Annotated in this window: 14 protein-coding genes; 8 read left to right on the top strand and 6 right to left on the bottom strand. The window is 72.6% G+C overall.

Features of this window, described 5'->3' with window-relative positions; translation table 11 throughout:
- Position 1 precedes the first annotated feature (1 nt).
- Together ABZ934_RS13275 and ABZ934_RS13270 are read left to right on the top strand one after the other, a co-directional pair.
- On the top strand, positions 2 to 1438 hold the full coding sequence (locus ABZ934_RS13275) for an aldehyde dehydrogenase family protein (RefSeq protein ID WP_361312220.1): 1437 nt from the start codon (positions 2 to 4) through the stop codon (positions 1436 to 1438).
- A complete protein-coding gene (locus ABZ934_RS13270; protein WP_361312218.1) occupies positions 1431 to 2327 on the top strand; it encodes an aldehyde dehydrogenase family protein in 897 nt (298 codons plus the stop codon). The genes ABZ934_RS13275 and ABZ934_RS13270 overlap by 8 nt, the downstream gene beginning before the upstream one ends.
- Before the next feature lie 73 nt (positions 2328 to 2400).
- Here ABZ934_RS13270 and ABZ934_RS13265 read toward each other — a convergent pair whose 3' ends face one another.
- Positions 2401 to 2751, bottom strand: a complete 351-nt coding sequence (locus ABZ934_RS13265; RefSeq protein WP_361312217.1) for a hypothetical protein — start codon at positions 2749 to 2751, stop codon at positions 2401 to 2403.
- Between the two features lie 159 nt (positions 2752 to 2910).
- On the opposite strand from ABZ934_RS13265, the gene ABZ934_RS13260 reads away from it, so the two are divergent.
- Positions 2911 to 3543: an ATP-binding protein gene (locus ABZ934_RS13260; RefSeq protein WP_361312216.1), complete on the top strand. Its 633-nt coding sequence runs from the start codon at positions 2911 to 2913 to the stop codon at positions 3541 to 3543.
- A 629-nt stretch (positions 3544 to 4172) separates the two neighbouring features.
- Here the strand turns inward: ABZ934_RS13260 and ABZ934_RS13255 are convergent.
- Positions 4173 to 4865, bottom strand: a complete 693-nt coding sequence (locus tag ABZ934_RS13255; protein ID WP_361312214.1) for a SigE family RNA polymerase sigma factor — start codon at positions 4863 to 4865, stop codon at positions 4173 to 4175.
- Positions 4866 to 5036: 171 nt separating this feature from the next.
- Here ABZ934_RS13255 and afsQ1 point away from each other — a divergent pair, with 171 nt between their 5' ends.
- Genes afsQ1 through ABZ934_RS13240 form a run of 3 tightly spaced genes read left to right on the top strand, consistent with a single transcriptional unit; the run spans position 5037 to position 7826 of the window.
- Positions 5037 to 5714 (top strand): two-component system response regulator AfsQ1, encoded by a 678-nt coding sequence (gene afsQ1 / locus ABZ934_RS13250; RefSeq protein ID WP_361312213.1) that lies wholly within the window; start codon positions 5037 to 5039, stop codon positions 5712 to 5714.
- Positions 5711 to 7204 (top strand): HAMP domain-containing sensor histidine kinase, encoded by a 1494-nt coding sequence (locus tag ABZ934_RS13245; RefSeq protein WP_361312211.1) that lies wholly within the window; start codon positions 5711 to 5713, stop codon positions 7202 to 7204. The genes afsQ1 and ABZ934_RS13245 overlap by 4 nt, the downstream gene beginning before the upstream one ends.
- Positions 7205 to 7214: 10 nt before the next feature.
- Complete coding sequence (locus ABZ934_RS13240) at positions 7215 to 7826, top strand: hypothetical protein (RefSeq protein WP_361312209.1); 612 nt, start codon at positions 7215 to 7217, stop codon at positions 7824 to 7826.
- Between the two features lie 428 nt (positions 7827 to 8254).
- Here ABZ934_RS13240 and ABZ934_RS13235 read toward each other — a convergent pair whose 3' ends face one another.
- The 3 genes from ABZ934_RS13235 to ABZ934_RS13225 form a co-directional block, all read right to left on the bottom strand.
- Positions 8255 to 9907, bottom strand: a complete 1653-nt coding sequence (locus ABZ934_RS13235; protein WP_361312585.1) for a phospho-sugar mutase — start codon at positions 9905 to 9907, stop codon at positions 8255 to 8257.
- 46 nt (positions 9908 to 9953) lie between these two features.
- Positions 9954 to 10760 (bottom strand): purine-nucleoside phosphorylase, encoded by an 807-nt coding sequence (locus ABZ934_RS13230; RefSeq protein ID WP_361312208.1) that lies wholly within the window; start codon positions 10758 to 10760, stop codon positions 9954 to 9956.
- 297 nt (positions 10761 to 11057) lie between these two features.
- Positions 11058 to 11495 carry a gamma-glutamylcyclotransferase gene (locus ABZ934_RS13225; protein ID WP_136217134.1) on the bottom strand — a complete coding sequence of 146 codons (438 nt, stop codon included), beginning with the start codon at positions 11493 to 11495 and terminating at the stop codon, positions 11058 to 11060.
- A gap of 219 nt (positions 11496 to 11714) precedes the next feature.
- Here ABZ934_RS13225 and ABZ934_RS13220 point away from each other — a divergent pair, with 219 nt between their 5' ends.
- The gene (locus tag ABZ934_RS13220; RefSeq protein ID WP_361312207.1) at positions 11715 to 13154 is read left to right on the top strand and encodes an NAD(P)H-quinone dehydrogenase; all 1440 of its coding nucleotides are present in this window, start codon (positions 11715 to 11717) and stop codon (positions 13152 to 13154) included.
- 175 nt (positions 13155 to 13329) lie between these two features.
- On the top strand, positions 13330 to 14280 hold the full coding sequence (locus tag ABZ934_RS13215; protein WP_361312206.1) for a DeoR/GlpR family DNA-binding transcription regulator: 951 nt from the start codon (positions 13330 to 13332) through the stop codon (positions 14278 to 14280).
- Positions 14281 to 14456: 176 nt separating this feature from the next.
- Here the strand turns inward: ABZ934_RS13215 and ABZ934_RS13210 are convergent.
- Positions 14457 to 14949, bottom strand: a 493-nt coding sequence (locus tag ABZ934_RS13210) for a biotin/lipoyl-containing protein (RefSeq protein ID WP_361312205.1), incomplete at its 5' end; no start/stop codon positions are given.

The raw sequence follows: 14949 nt of genomic DNA, 5'->3' as shown, positions 1-14949 counted from the left end.
CATGGCATCCCTCTTCGAGTACGCACCGGCTCCCGAGTCCCGCTCGGTCGTCGACATCGCCCCCTCCTACGGGCTCTTCATCGACGGCGAGTTCACCGACGCCGCCGACGGGAGGGTCTTCAAGACCGTCTCGCCGTCGTCCGAGGAAGTCCTCTCCGAGGTCGCCCAGGCCGGCGCCGCCGACGTCGACCGCGCCGTCAAGGCCGCCCGCAAGGCGTTCGAGAAGTGGTCCGCGCTGCCCGGCTCCGAGCGCGCCAAGTACCTCTTCCGCATCGCCCGGATCATCCAGGAGCGCAGCCGCGAGCTGGCCGTCCTGGAGACCCTGGACAACGGCAAGCCGATCAGGGAGACCCGCGACGCGGACCTCCCGCTCGTCGCCGCGCACTTCTTCTACTACGCGGGCTGGGCCGACAAGCTCGACCACGCCGGCTACGGCGCGAACCCGCGTCCGCTGGGCGTGGCCGGTCAGGTCATCCCGTGGAACTTCCCGCTGCTGATGCTGGCATGGAAGATCGCCCCGGCGCTCGCCACCGGCAACACCGTCGTCCTCAAGCCCGCTGAGACCACCCCGCTGTCCGCCCTGTTCTTCGCGGACATCTGCCGCCAGGCCGGCCTGCCCAAGGGCGTCGTCAACATCCTCCCGGGCTACGGGGACGCGGGCGCGGCCCTCGTCGAGCACCCCGACGTGAACAAGGTCGCCTTCACCGGCTCCACCGCGGTCGGCAAGGCCATCGCCCGCCAGATCGCGGGCACGGACAAGAAGGCCACCCTGGAACTGGGCGGCAAGGGCGCCAACATCGTCTTCGACGATGCCCCCATCGACCAGGCCGTCGAGGGCATCGTCACCGGCATCTTCTTCAACCAGGGCCAGGTCTGCTGCGCGGGCTCGCGCCTGCTGGTCCAGGAGTCGATCCACGACGAGCTGCTGGACTCACTCAAGCGCCGGCTGTCCACGCTGCGCCTCGGTGACCCGCTCGACAAGAACACCGACATCGGCGCGATCAACTCCGCGGAGCAACTGGCCCGGATCACCGCGCTGGCCGAGACCGGCGAGGCCGAGGGCGCCGAGCGCTGGTCCCCGGCGTGCGAGCTGCCGTCCGCCGGCTACTGGTTCGCGCCGACGCTCTTCACCAACGTCACCCAGGCGCACACCGTCGCCCGCGACGAGATCTTCGGTCCGGTGCTGTCCGTTCTGACCTTCCGCACGCCCGACGAGGCCGTCGCGAAGGCCAACAACAGCCAGTACGGCCTGTCCGCCGGTATCTGGACGGAGAAGGGCTCGCGCATCCTCGCGGTCGCGGGCAAGCTCCGGGCGGGTGTGGTGTGGGCCAACACGTTCAACAAGTTCGACCCGACCTCGCCCTTCGGCGGCTACAAGGAGTCGGGCTTCGGCCGCGAGGGCGGCCGCCACGGTCTGGAGTCCTACCTCGATGTCTGAGTCCTCTGTGCGTCTGAACGTCTTCAAGACCTACAAGCTGTACGTCGGGGGCAAGTTCCCCCGCTCCGAGAGCGGCCGGGTGTACGAGGTGAGCGACTCGAAGGGCAACTGGCTGGCCAACGCGCCGCTGTCCTCCCGCAAGGACGCGCGTGACGCGGTCGTCGCCGCCCGCAAGGCGTTCGGCGGCTGGGCGGGCGCGACCGCGTACAACCGCGGGCAGGTCCTCTACCGCGTCGCCGAGATGCTGGAGGGTCGCCGGGAGCAGTTCGTCCGCGAGGTCGGCGAGGCCGAGGGGCTGTCCAAGTCCAAGGCGGCGGCCGTCGTGGACGCGGCCGTCGACCGCTGGGTCTGGTACGCGGGCTGGACCGACAAGATCGGCCAGGTCGTGGGCGCGGCCAACCCGGTGGCGGGCCCGTTCTTCAACCTCTCCACCCCGGAGCCGACCGGCGTCGTCACCGTCGTCGCCCCCCAGGAGTCGTCCTTCCTGGGCCTGGTCTCCGTCATCGCCCCGGTCATCGCGACGGGCAACACGGCGGTGGTGATCGCCTCGGAGAAGTCACCGCTGCCCGCCCTGTCCCTGGGCGAGGTGCTGGCCACCTCCGACCTGCCGGGCGGCGTGGTCAACATCCTGTCCGGCAAGGCCGCCGAGATGGGCCCGCACCTGGCATCCCACCAGGACGTCAACGCGATCGACCTGGCGGGCGCCGACGCGGCGCTGGCCAAGGAACTGGAGATCGCCGCGGCCGACAACCTCAAGCGCGTCCTGCGTCCACAGCCTGTGGACGACTGGACCGCCGACCCGGGCACGTCGCGCATGACGGCGTTCCTGGAGACCAAGACGGTCTGGCACCCCACGGGGTCGCTGGGCGCGTCCGGCTCGTCCTACTGATCCCGTAGAGCGGCCCTCGAAACCGGCCCCGGCAGCGACCCCCGCGCTGTCGGGGCCTTCGGCGTTCTCGCCGCTACTTCCGTCCCGGCAGCAGCGGGCCGAGCAGCGAACCCGCGGTGGCGGTGGGCAGTTCGCCGACCGAGGGGCCCTGGGTCAGGACGCCGGTGACCATGGTGGTGCCGACCGCCGGGAAGTCCGCGACCTTCGTCCCCACCCCGTTGTCGAGGGGGTCCACGCCGGTGTGGGCCAGCGGGTTCACCTTGAGGTTCGTGATCGGGTCGGTGACGCCGGACAGGGCCGCCGGGACGGAGAGCTCGCCGGCCTGCGCGCCGCCGGCGGCCATCGCCAGGGCCGCACCGGCCATCGAGAGGGTGAGGCCGGCGGTACGGAGTGCGCCGTTGCCGGGGGCTGCGTGACGTGCCATGAGGTTCCCGCCTGTGGTCGTAGTCGCGTGCGCACGCAGCGTAGTGGAGGTGCGGCTCCGGTTTCCAACCGGCCGTGCGGCGCGGACGGATGTGAGAGTGCTCGCAGGACGCGTCACCGATGTACCCATACGGGAGGTCATGCCTCACACTGGTGACCCGTGAGCTCCTCCTCTCCCCTCCCCACGCGCGTCGTCCTGCTGACCGGGCCCTCGGGCTCCGGCAAGTCGTCGCTCGCGGCCCGCTCGGGCCTGCCCGTGCTGCGCCTGGACGACTTCTACAAGGAGGGCGACGACCCGACGCTGCCGCTGGTCGAGGGCAGCTCGGACATCGACTGGGACTCGCCGCTGTCGTGGGACGCCGAGGCGGCGGTCGCCGCGATCGCGGAACTGTGCGCGGCGGGGCGGACCGAGGTGCCGGTGTACTCCATCGCGACGTCGTCGCGGACGGGTGCGGAGACGCTGGACATAGCGCGTACGCCGCTGTTCATCGCGGAGGGGATCTTCGCGGCCGACATCGTGGCCCGCTGCCGGGAGCTGGGGCTGCTGGCGGACGCGATCTGCCTGCGGGGGCGGCCGTCGACCACGTTCCGCCGGAGGTTGGCGCGGGATCTGCGCGAGGGGCGCAAGTCGGTTCCGTTCCTGCTGCGCAGGGGCTGGCGGCTGATGCGGGCGGAGCGGGGGATCGTGGCGCGGCACGCGGCGCTGGGCGCGGTGCCGTGTGCGCGGGACGAAGCCCTCGGCCGCCTCGCCGCCTGCGCGGCCGGCCGCCACCGCACCCCCACCCCGGCCTGACCCCTCCGGGGGCCGCGCCACCCTTTCACCGGGCCACCCCTGCGGCCACGCCACGGTCCCGTCCGGCGGGGCCGGGCCACGTCTGCGGCTGAGCCGCCTCGCTTCCGGCCGGGCCGGGACAACCCCGGCCTGCGGCCTCGGCTTGCGGCCGTGCCGCGCCTATCCGCGCGTCCGCGCGCCGTCCGGCCGGCGGGGTGGGCAGATTCAGCGTCGCCGGGGTTTGAGTGGGGCTCCCCGGACGGGGTCCGGGGGGGAGGGTCCGGGGGAAGCCCGGTGCCCGGCGGAGCCGGGTTTCCTGGGGCGCCGCCCCAGACCCCGCGCCTCGAACGCCGGCGGGGCTGGAAGTGCGTCCCCGCGCCTCAAAACGCAGGCGGGGCAACCCCGGCCTGCCGGCCTCGGCTTGCGGCCGTGCCGCGCCCATCCGCCGCGTCGGCTCGCTGTCCGGCGAGGCTGAACCTGCCCGGTAGCCCGGGGGTGGCTCGCCCGGGGGATGGGTAACGCCGCGCATGCGAAAAGGCGGGATCATGCGGACCCCCGACCGCTTGATCCCGCCTTTTCCCCCCGCGGCCCCCGCCCTACCCCCGTAGGACGGACCCCCTCGGCCCGATGGTCTTCGTCACGCGCCGACGTCAGGCGACGAGTTCCCCGAAGGACTCCGCCTCGTCCCGGCCGAAGCTCAGGACGTCGTCCTCGCGCAGCCGCCGCAGCGACCGCCAGATGCTGGACTTCACCGTGCCGACGCTGATGCCCAGGATCTCCGCGATCTCCGGATCCGTACGGCCCTCGTAGTACCGCAGGACCAGCATCGTCCGCTGCGGCTCCGGAATCCGGGCCAGCGCCTGCCACAACACCGCCCGCAGCTCCGTACCGCGCATCGCGTCCGTGTCCGAGGCCGTCTCCGGCAGCTCCTCCGTCGGGTACTCGTTCAGCTTCCGCCGACGCCACGCGCTGATGTGCAGGTTCGTCATCGTGCGGCGCAGGTAACCGCCGACCGCCGCCTTGTCGCTGATCCGGTCCCACGCCCGGTAGGTCGAGAACAGCGCGCTCTGGAGCAGGTCCTCCGCCTCGTACCGGTCGCCGGTGAGGTGGAACGCCGTCGCGAACAGCGCCGCCCGGCGTTCCCGTACGTACGCCGTGAATTCCGCCTCCGAGGAGGAAGGAAGACGCGGAGTGGGAACCGCCTGGTACGTGTTCGCGTCAATGGCTACAGGATGCGTCGGCCGCTGACGGGCGACCGTCGCCGTACGGGCAGCCGCCCGGCGGTTCGCATCGTGCAGCCGCGTGACAACCGCGCTGGTCGTGGTGCTGTGCAGCGTGTTCATCTCGCGCCCCCCGTCGTGGAGTCTGCTTCGGTCCGTTCGTTGGTAGAAGCCTGCCCCGCCGACTTAACCGGGGTGTCCTGCGACTGTCACAGCCCTGTCACAGCGGCCCGCCGCCGCAACCCCGCACGACGGACGGTCGAGTCCCGACGGCCGATGGGACAGAATGAGCCCGTGCCCTTCCTGTTGCTGATCGAGGACGACGACGCCATCCGCACGGCCCTCGAAATCTCCCTGTCACGCCAGGGCCACCGTGTGGCCACCGCGGCGACGGGCGAGGACGGCCTGAAACTGCTGCGCGAGCAGCGGCCGGACCTGATCGTGCTGGACGTGATGCTGCCCGGGATCGACGGCTTCGAGGTGTGCCGGCGGATCCGGCGCACCGACCAGCTGCCGATCATCCTGCTGACCGCGCGCAGCGACGACATCGACGTGGTGGTCGGGCTGGAGTCCGGAGCCGATGACTACGTTGTCAAACCCGTCCAGGGACGGGTGCTGGACGCCCGCATCCGCGCCGTACTGCGCCGCGGCGAACGCGAGGCCAGTGACTCCGCCGTGTTCGGGTCCCTGGTCATCGACCGCGCCGCCATGACGGTGACGAAGAACGGCGAGGACCTCCAGCTCACCCCGACGGAGCTGCGCCTGCTGCTGGAACTCAGCCGCAGGCCCGGCCAGGCGCTGTCGCGGCAGCAGTTGCTGCGCCTGGTCTGGGAGCACGATTACCTCGGGGACTCGCGGCTCGTCGACGCCTGCGTACAGCGGCTGCGCGCCAAGGTGGAGGAAGTCCCGTCGTCGCCCACCCTCATCCGTACCGTGCGGGGTGTCGGCTACCGCCTGGACTCCCCGCAGTGACCAAGCAGTTCCTCAAAGGGCTGTTCGCGGGCCGGCGCTGGACCAGTCTGCGGTTGCGGCTCCTCGTGGTGTTCGCCCTCGTCGCGCTGACCGCCGCCGTGTCCGCCTCCGGGATCGCCTACTGGCTGAACCGCGAGGCGGTGCTCACCCGTACCCAGGACGCGGCGCTCGGCGACTTCCGCCAGGAGATGCAGAACCGCGCCGCGGCCCTGCCCGCCGATCCGACGCCCGACGAACTGCAGCGCACCGCCGAGCTGATGGCGGGCAGCAGTCCCGGGTACAGCGTGCTGCTGGTGGACGAACTGAAGGACGGCCGCAAGGTGTTCGGCGCTGCGGGCCCCGACTCCTTCGGGTTGAACGACGTACCCAAGTCACTCCAGCACGCCGTGAACGACCGGCAGAAGACGACAGCCGCCAACGACGCCGAGTACCACATGTACTGGCAGCGCACGAAGCCGCACGGCAACCCGTACCTGGTGGGCGGGACGCGGATCGTGGGCGGCGGGCCGACGGGCTACATGTACAAGTCGCTGGCCCAGGAACGTGACGACCTCAACGCCCTCGGCTGGTCCCTGACCATCGCCACCGGGCTCGCGCTGCTCGGCTCCGCGCTGCTCGCGCAGGCCGCGGCCCGGACCGTGCTCAAGCCCGTGCAGCGGCTCGGCGACGCGGCGCGGCGGCTGGGTGAGGGCGAGCTGGACCACCGGCTCGACGTGTCGGGGACCGACGAGCTCGCGGACCTGTCGCACACCTTCAACAAGACGGCGGAGGCGCTGGAGAAGAAGGTCGCGGACATGAGCGCGCGGGAGGAGGCCAGTCGGCGCTTCGTCGCGGACATGTCGCACGAACTGCGCACGCCACTGACGGCCTTGACGGCGGTCGCCGAGGTGCTGGAGGAAGAGGTCGACGATCTCGATCCGATGATCGCACCGGCGGTGGCCCTGGTGGTGAGCGAGACCCGGCGGCTGAACGACCTGGTGGAGAACCTGATGGAGGTCACCCGCTTCGACGCGGGGACGGCGCGGCTGGTCCTGGACGACGTGGACGTCGCCGACCAGGTCACGGCGTGCATCGACGCGCGGGCGTGGCTCGACGCCGTCGAACTCGACGCGGAGCGAGGGATCGTGGTGCGACTCGACCCGCGCCGGCTCGACGTGATCCTGGCCAACCTCATCGGCAACGCGCTCAAGCACGGCGGCTCGCCGGTGCGGGTGTCGGTGCGGGTGGAGGGGGAGTGGCTGGTGATCGCGGTCAAGGACAACGGTCCGGGCATCCCGGAGGAGGTGCTCCCGCACGTCTTCGACCGGTTCTACAAGGCGAGCGCATCCCGCCCGAAGTCGGACGGCAGCGGGTTGGGCCTGTCCATCGCGATGGAGAACGCGCACATCCACGGCGGCGACATCACGGCCGCCAACGGGGCCGAGGGCGGGGCGCTGTTCACGCTGCGGCTGCCGGTGGACGTGGGAAAGGTGATCGCCGGTGAGGCGTAGGACGGGGCGCGTGGCCGGGGCACTGGTGCTGGCGGCCGTGACGGCGGTGACGTCGGGTTGCGGGATCCGGGCGACGACGGTGCCGGTGGACGTCGGCGCGGCGCCCTCGCGGGTGTCGTGCGACACCCCGGCGGCGCCGAGCGGGCAGCAGCCGAGCGGGGTTCCGGGGTTCCGGGCGACGGTGGAACTCGTGTGCGGGTCGCAACTGGTGGGAGTGGAGCGGGTGGTCCCGGTGCCGGAGAAGCGACCGGCGCGGGACCCGGTGGTGCTGGCGGCGCAGGCGCTGCTGGAGGCGCTGGAGCGGGAGCCGTCGGCGCAGGAGCGGGACGCCGGGTTCACGACCGGGGTCCCCGCCGGGCTGTCGGCGGTGCCGACGCGGGCGGGCGACCCGACGGGGACGGTCCGGCTGAGCCGGAAGCCGGAGGACCTGCCGCCGGTCGCGCTGTCGCAGATCGTGTGCACGCTGTCCGACAGCGAGGCGGTGTCGGCGGGCCCGGGCCCGGTGGTCCTGGGCGGTCCGGACGCGGACCCGCCGCGGGCGTGGGAGTGCGGTGACGCTGTCCGCTCGCGGCCGGAATCGGTGCCGACGCTGGGCGACGTCGTCCGCCCGACCCCTTCCTGACACGCCACTCGCGTCGTTCGGCGCGGGGGCGCCTCGCGGGCTTCGCGCCGCTGCGCCGGACTCCGTCCGACTCCTTCCTGACGCGCCGCTCGCGTCGTTCGGCGCGGGGGCGCCTCCCGGGCTTCGCGCCGCTGCGCCGGACTCCGTCCGTCGGCCCCGTCGGCCCCGTCGGCCCCGTCGGCCCCGTCGGCCGGTCGCCGTGGCCCGGCCGCCCGCCGTTTCCTGGGGCGCCGTGCCAGACCCCGTGCCTCAAACGGCGGCGGGGATGGGGTGCCGGCGGGGCGTACGGGTACCGGCCCGGGGGACGGCGACGCCCCCCGGACCGGAAGGCTCGGGGGGCGTGGGGCCCGTACGGGTACCGGCCGACCGGCGGACGAGGTCCGCCGGAGCGGCGCGGAGCCGGTGAGGCGCCCCGGCGCCGGGATGGATCAGAGGCCGGCGGCCGACGAGAGGTCCTTCTTGATCGCGTCCAGGATCTCCTGGCCGCGGGTGCGGGCCGAGGTGAGGTCGGAGGCGTCGGCCACCGGGACCACGACCTCCAGGTAGCACTTCAGCTTCGGCTCCGTGCCCGACGGGCGGACGATCACCCGGGCCTTGTGGTCGCCCTCCAGGTAGTAGCGCAGGCCGTCCGTGGGCGGGAGCGACTCCGTGCCCTCGTTCAGGTCCTCCGCCGAGACGACCCGCAGGCCCGCCAGTGACACCGGCGGCCGCGACCGCAGCGCCGCCATCGCCGAGCTGATGACCGACAGGTCCGAGACCCGGACCGACAGCTGGTCGGTGGCGTGCAGGCCGTGGGCCATCGCCAGGTCGTCCAGCAGGTCGGTCAGGGTGCGGCCCTGCTCCTTGAGCTGCGAGGCCAGTTCGGCGACGAGGAGCGCGGCCGTGATGCCGTCCTTGTCGCGGACGCCCTCGGGGTCCACGCAGTAGCCGAGCGCCTCCTCGTACCCGTAGCGCAGGCCCTCGACCCGGGAGATCCACTTGAATCCGGTGAGGGTCTCCTCGTACGGCAGGCCCGCCGCGTCCGCGATCCGGCCCAGGAGGCTGGAGGAGACGATCGACTCGGCGAAGACGCCCCGCGCGCCCTTGTGGACCAGGTGCGCCGCCAGCAGCGCGCCGACCTCGTCGCCGCGCAGCATCCGCCACCCGCCGTCCGCGCCGCCCTCGGTCGGCACGGCCACCGCGCAGCGGTCCGCGTCCGGGTCGTTGGCGATCACGATGTCCGGGCCGGCCTCGGCGGCCGTCGCGAAGGCCAGGTCCATCGCCCCCGGCTCCTCCGGGTTGGGGAAGGCCACGGTGGGGAAGGCCGGGTCCGGCTCCGCCTGCTCGGCCACCAGGACCGGGGTCGGGAAGCCGTGCCGGGCGAAGGCGGCCATCACGACGTCCTTGCCGACGCCGTGCATGGCCGTGTAGACGGTCCGCACGCCCCGGGGGGAGCCGGGAGTCAGGACCGCGTCCGTACGCGCCAGGTACGCCTCCAGGACCTCGTCGCCGAGGTCCTCCCAGCCGGACTCGGGGCGCGGCACGGAATCGAGGGTGGTGATCCGCTCGATCTCCGCCGCGATCTCGGCGTCCGCCGGGGAGACGATCTGGGAGCCGTCGCCGAGGTAGACCTTGTAGCCGTTGTCCCGGGGCGGGTTGTGGCTCGCGGTCACCTCGACGCCGGCGACGGCGCCCAGGTGCCTTATGGCGTACGCGAGGACGGGCGTCGGCAGGGGGCGGGGCAGGACGGCCGCGCGCAGCCCGGCGCCGGTCATCACGGCGGCGGTGTCGCGGGCGAAGTCCGCCGACTTGTAGCGCGCGTCGTAGCCGACGACGACCAGGCCGCCGGCGTGGCCGCGGGCCTTGAGGTAGGCCGCGAGACCCGCCGCGGCCCGGATGACCACGGCGCGGTTCATCCGCATCGGGCCCGCGCCGAGCTCCCCGCGGAGCCCCGCCGTGCCGAACTGCAGCATTCCGGAGAAGCGGTCCGCGAGCGACGCCGTGTCGCCGGCCTCGATGAGCTCGGCGAGTTCGGCCGCCGTCTCCGGGTCCGGGTCCTCGGCCAGCCAGGCGCGGGCCCGGGTGATCAGATCGTCCTGCACTTCCTGCACTACTTCCGCCTTACCTCTCGTACGACTCGTACGGTCCTCAGATGCGGGCGAGGACCTGGGTCAGCAGCTTGCCCATGCGCGAGGCCGAGTCGCGGCCGGCCTGGAGCACCTCTTCGTGGTTCAACGGCTCGCCGGACAGGCCGGCCGCCAGGTTGGTGACCAGGGAGATGCCGAGCACCTCGGCGCCGGCCTCACGGGCGGCGATGGCCTCCAGGACGGTGGACATGCCGACCAGGTCCGCGCCCATGACGCGGATCATGTTGATCTCGGCCGGGGTCTCGTAGTGCGGGCCGGGGAACTGGACGTAGACGCCTTCTTCGAGGGTCTCGTCGATCTCCTTGCACAGCGCGCGCAGGCGCGGCGAGTAGAGGTCGGTGAGGTCCACGAAGTTCGCGCCGACGATCGGCGAGGTGGCCGTCAGGTTGAGGTGGTCGCTGATCAGGACCGGCTGGCCGGGCTTCATGCCCTCGCGCAGACCGCCGCAGCCGTTGGTCAGCACGATGGTCTTGCAGCCGGCGGCGACGGCGGTACGGACGCCGTGGGCGACGGCGGCGACGCCGCGGCCCTCGTAGTAGTGGGTCCGGCCGAGGAAGAGCAGCGCGCGCTTGTCGCCGATCTTGTACGAGCGGATCTTGCCGCCGTGGCCCTCGACGGCGGGCGGCGGGAAGCCGGGCAGCTCGGTGACGGGGAACTCGGCCTCGGGCGCACCGAGCGCCTCTGCGGCGGGGGCCCAGCCGGAGCCCATGACGAGGGCGACATCGTGGGTTTCGGCGCCGGTCAGCTCGCGCAGGCGGGCGGCCGCGGCGGTGGCGTCGGCGAAGGGGTCGGTAACAGATGCGTTCACGCCGACGAGCGTAACCGCTCTCGGCCTACGCGCGTAGATGGCACAGCTCACGGTGTTCGGATCGTTGCCTTGTCGTTTCCGCCGAATCGTCCCCGAGGGTTCCCGTCCCTCGACGGAGCCGGGTTTTTCCCGGGGCCGCCCCGGACCGCGCGCCTCGAACTCCCCCGGCCCACGCTGGGAGGGATCCCCACGAGGCTGGAGAAACCGGTGCGCAGGGCGAGGACGGAGTCCGCCGCAGCGGCCCGAAGCACGGGAGGCGCCCCGGCGCCGAGGGGTGCGAGGGGCGTGCACAAGGAGTCAGCAGGGGCGCTTGCGGAGTTCCATCACGTAGTCGTGCGGGGCGCCCGCGGACTCGGCCGCGTCCGCGATCTCCCCGAGGTAGCGCGCGGAGGGCAGGCCGCCCTCGTAGCCGTTCAGGACGTACACCCAGGCGGCCTCCTCGCCGTCCAGGGTGTGCACCCGGATCCGCATCCGGCGGTAGATGTCGAGCCCGACGCCCTCCCACCGGTCCATCGAGTCCTCGTCGAGCGGCGCGATGTCGTACAGAGCCACGAAGACCTGCTGGCGCGGCGCTTCGACGATCGTCGCCAGCGCCCCCTCCCAGCCCATCTGCTCGCCGCCGAAAGTCAGCCGCCAGTCGTTGATCCAGCCCGTGCCGCGCAGCGGCGAATGCGGAGCGCGGCGCGTCATCAGCCGCGGGTCGAGGTTGCCGGCGTACGCGGCGTAGAGCGACATGAGGTCGAGGGTACGGGAGGGGCGGCCCGGGCGGCGTGCCCGGAGGGATGACCGGGGACGACCCGGGACGACCGGATCGGCGGAGCGGACGGCGGGACCGGGCGTGAAGCACCTTGAAGCGTGCGGGACAATGGGGCACGGAATGCATCCCCCGGGGAGACCCCCCGGAAGCCCCGGCCGGGGCGGCAGCCGGCCGGGTAGACGTGAGGCGGAGTTTTCGTGACCCGGATCGTGATCATCGGCGGCGGACCCGGCGGGTATGAGGCGGCCCTCGTAGGGGCCCAGCTCGGCGCGGAGGTGACCGTCGTGGACTGCGACGGACTCGGCGGAGCCTCGGTACTGACCGACTGCGTGCCCTCCAAGACCCTCATCGCGACCGCCGAGGTCATGACGACCTTCGACTCGTCGTACGAGGAGCTCGGCATCGTCGTCGCGGACGACACCCCGCACATCGAGCAGGCCGCGCGCGTCGTCGGCGTCGACCTCGGCAAGGTGAACCGGCGCGTCAAGCGCCTCGCGCTCGCCCAGTCGCACGACATCACCGCTTCCGTCACCCGGGCGGGCGCACGCGTCCTGCGCGGTCGCGGCAAGCTCGGCGGGCCGCAGGGCACCGACGGCACCCGGGACGTCATCGTCACCGCGGCCGACGGCTCCGAGACGATCCTGACCGCCGACGCGGTGCTGATCGCGACCGGCGGCCACCCCCGCGAGATCCCCGACGCGATGCCCGACGGCGAGCGCATCCTGAACTGGACCCAGGTCTACGACCTCGACGAGCTCCCCGAGGAGCTCATCGTCGTCGGTTCCGGCGTGACCGGCGCCGAGTTCGCGGGCGCCTACCAGGCCCTCGGCTCCCGCGTCACGCTGGTGTCCTCCCGCGACCGGGTGCTGCCGGGCGAGGACCCCGACGCCGCCGCCGTCCTGGAGGACGTCTTCCGCCGCCGCGGCATGAACGTCATCGGCCGCTCCCGCGCCGAGTCCGCCAAGCGGGTCGGCGACCGGGTCGAGGTCACCCTCTCCGACGGCCGGGTCATCAGCGGCACGCACTGCCTGATGGCGGTCGGCGCCGTCCCCAACACGCAGGGCATGAACCTGGAGGAGTCCGGGGTCCGGCTCAAGGAGTCCGGGCACATCTGGACCGACAAGGTGTCGCGCACGTCCTCGCCGGGCGTGTACGCGGCCGGTGACGTGACCGGCGTCTTCGCGCTGGCGTCCGTCGCCGCCATGCAGGGCCGGATCGCGATGTACCACTTCCTCGGGGACGCGGTGGCCCCGCTGAACCTCAAGACGGTCTCCTCGAACGTCTTCACCGACCCCGAGATCGCCACCGTCGGCTACACCCAGGCCGACGTGGACGCCGGCAAGATCGACGCCCGAGTCGTGAAGCTCCCGCTGCTGCGCAACGCGCGGGCGAAGATGCAGGGCATCCGCGACGGCTTCGTGAAGCTGTTCTGCCGCCCGGGCACCGGGATCGTGGTCGGTGGTGTGGTCGTCGCACCGCGCGCCAGCGAGCTCATCCACCCGATCTCGATCGCCGTCGACAACAACCTGACGGTCGAGCAGATCGCAAACGCGTTCACCGTGTACCCCTCCCTGTCCGGTTCGATCGCCGAGGTGGCGCGCCAACTGCACACCCGGAAGGTCGCCGGGGAGGCGTAACCGCCGCGAACCGCCCTGTTCCACAAGGGGTTTGGGGCGACGCGTGGGGTTGTGGCGGACTGTTCACGCAACTGTCCGACCGCGTATACCACTTGTCGCCCCACCTTATGGACAACTTCGGTATTCCGGCGGAAGCAGCTGAAAGCAGTCGGTCGCCCGGGTTACTGTCAGTTTCGTGTTCGCTGCAGAACGTCGCCAATTGATCCTCGAAATGGTGCGGGCCAACGGAGCGGTATCGCTCCGGGAGCTCGCCCGCGTCGTCCAGACCTCCGAAGTGACCGTACGGCGGGACGTGCGGGCACTGGAGGCCGAAGGACTCCTCGACCGCCGACACGGCGGTGCGGTCTTGCCGGGCGGTTTCACGCGGGAGTCCGGCTTTCCGCAAAAGTCCCATCTCGCCACCGCGGAGAAGACGGCCATCGCCGATGTCGCGGCCGGCCTCGTCGAAGAGGGCGAGGCCATCGTCGTCGGCGCGGGTACCACCACCCAGGAGCTGGCCCGCCGGCTCGCGCGGGTACCCGGGCTGACCGTGGTCACCAACTCGCTGCTCGTCGCCCAGGCGCTGGCCCATGCCAACCGGGTCGAGGTGGTGATGACCGGCGGCACCCTGCGCGGCTCCAACTACGCGCTCGTCGGCAGCGGCGCCGAGCAGTCCCTCCAGGGGCTGCGGGTGTCGCGGGCCTTCCTGAGCGGGAGCGGGCTGACGGCGGAACGCGGGCTGTCCACCTCCAACATGCTCTCCGCGAGCGTGGACCGGGCGCTGGTGCAGGCGGCGGCGGAGGTGGTGGTCCTCGCCGACCACACCAAGCTGGGCACCGACACCATGTTCCAGACCGTGCCGACGGACGTCATGACGCGGCTGGTGACCGACGAGCCGCCGCCGCACGACGACCGAGCCGCCACCGAGCTGCAGGCGCTGGCCGACCAGGGCGTGCAGATCACGGTCGCGGGCGGCGCGGCGGCCTCCGGCGGGGACGGGATGGCGGGCCGCCGGCCGCGGCGGGAGTCGCCGCTGCCGGTGCAGCGGCGCGGCGGGCCGACGGCGCAGTTGCGCAGTGCGCCGGGCGGGTTGCTGGAGCCGCAGGCGGGGGAGCGGGCGCGGGTCGCGGACCTGCGGCGGCGCTAGGTGTCCGGCCGCGGCGCCGTTGCGCTGCGCGGCCCCGGCTGCGCCGGGCTTCGCGGGGCGCCCCGCACCCCGCGCCTCAAGCGCCGGCGGGGCTGAAACGACCGCCTCAACCCCGCCGGGGCTGAAAAGACCCGAAGGTCCCCGCCCTCCAGGGCGGGGACCTTCGGGTCGTCAAGTCAGTCCTTGATCTCGCAGATCGTGGCGCCGGAGGTGAGGGAGGCGCCGACCTCGGCCGTGAGGCCGACGATGGTGCCGGAGCGGTGCGCGTTCAGCGGCTGCTCCATCTTCATGGCCTCCAGGACGACGATCAGGTCGCCCTCGTTGACCTGCTGGCCCTCCTCGACCGCGACCTTGACGATCGTGCCCTGCATCGGGGAGGCCAGGGTGTCGCCCGAGGCGGCCGGGCCGGACTTCTTCGCGGCGCGGCGCTTCGGCTTCGCACCGCCCGCGGCGGCCGTACGGGCCAGCGTCATGCCCAGCGAGGACGGCAGCGAGACCTCCAGGCGCTTGCCGCCGACCTCGACGACCACCGTCTCGCGGCCCGGCTCCTCGTCGGAGTCCTCGGCGGCGGGCGCCGTGAAGGCCGGGATCTCGTTGACGAACTCGGTCTCGATCCAGCGGGTGTGGATCGTGAACGGGGTCCCGTCGGTCGGGGCGAACGCCGGGTCG

It is taken from the genome of Streptomyces sp. NPDC046557 (genome assembly GCF_040645975.1).
Classification (GTDB): Bacteria; Actinomycetota; Actinomycetes; order Streptomycetales; family Streptomycetaceae; genus Streptomyces.
The sequence above is the reverse complement of the archived record's forward strand: the minus strand, read 5'-3'. Positions and strand labels throughout refer to the sequence as shown.

What these genes read in the sequence shown, in the direction of transcription:
- ABZ934_RS13275 (WP_361312220.1), top strand. Translation starts at nt 2, where the DNA reads ATGGCATCCCTCTTCGAGTACGCACCGGCTCCCGAGTCCCGCTCGGTC.
- ABZ934_RS13270 (WP_361312218.1), top strand. Translation starts at nt 1,431, where the DNA reads ATGTCTGAGTCCTCTGTGCGTCTGAACGTCTTCAAGACCTACAAGCTG.
- ABZ934_RS13265 (WP_361312217.1), bottom strand. Translation starts at nt 2,751, where the DNA reads ATGGCACGTCACGCAGCCCCCGGCAACGGCGCACTCCGTACCGCCGGC.
- ABZ934_RS13255 (WP_361312214.1), bottom strand. Translation starts at nt 4,865, where the DNA reads ATGAACACGCTGCACAGCACCACGACCAGCGCGGTTGTCACGCGGCTG.
- ABZ934_RS13225 (WP_136217134.1), bottom strand. Translation starts at nt 11,495, where the DNA reads ATGTCGCTCTACGCCGCGTACGCCGGCAACCTCGACCCGCGGCTGATG.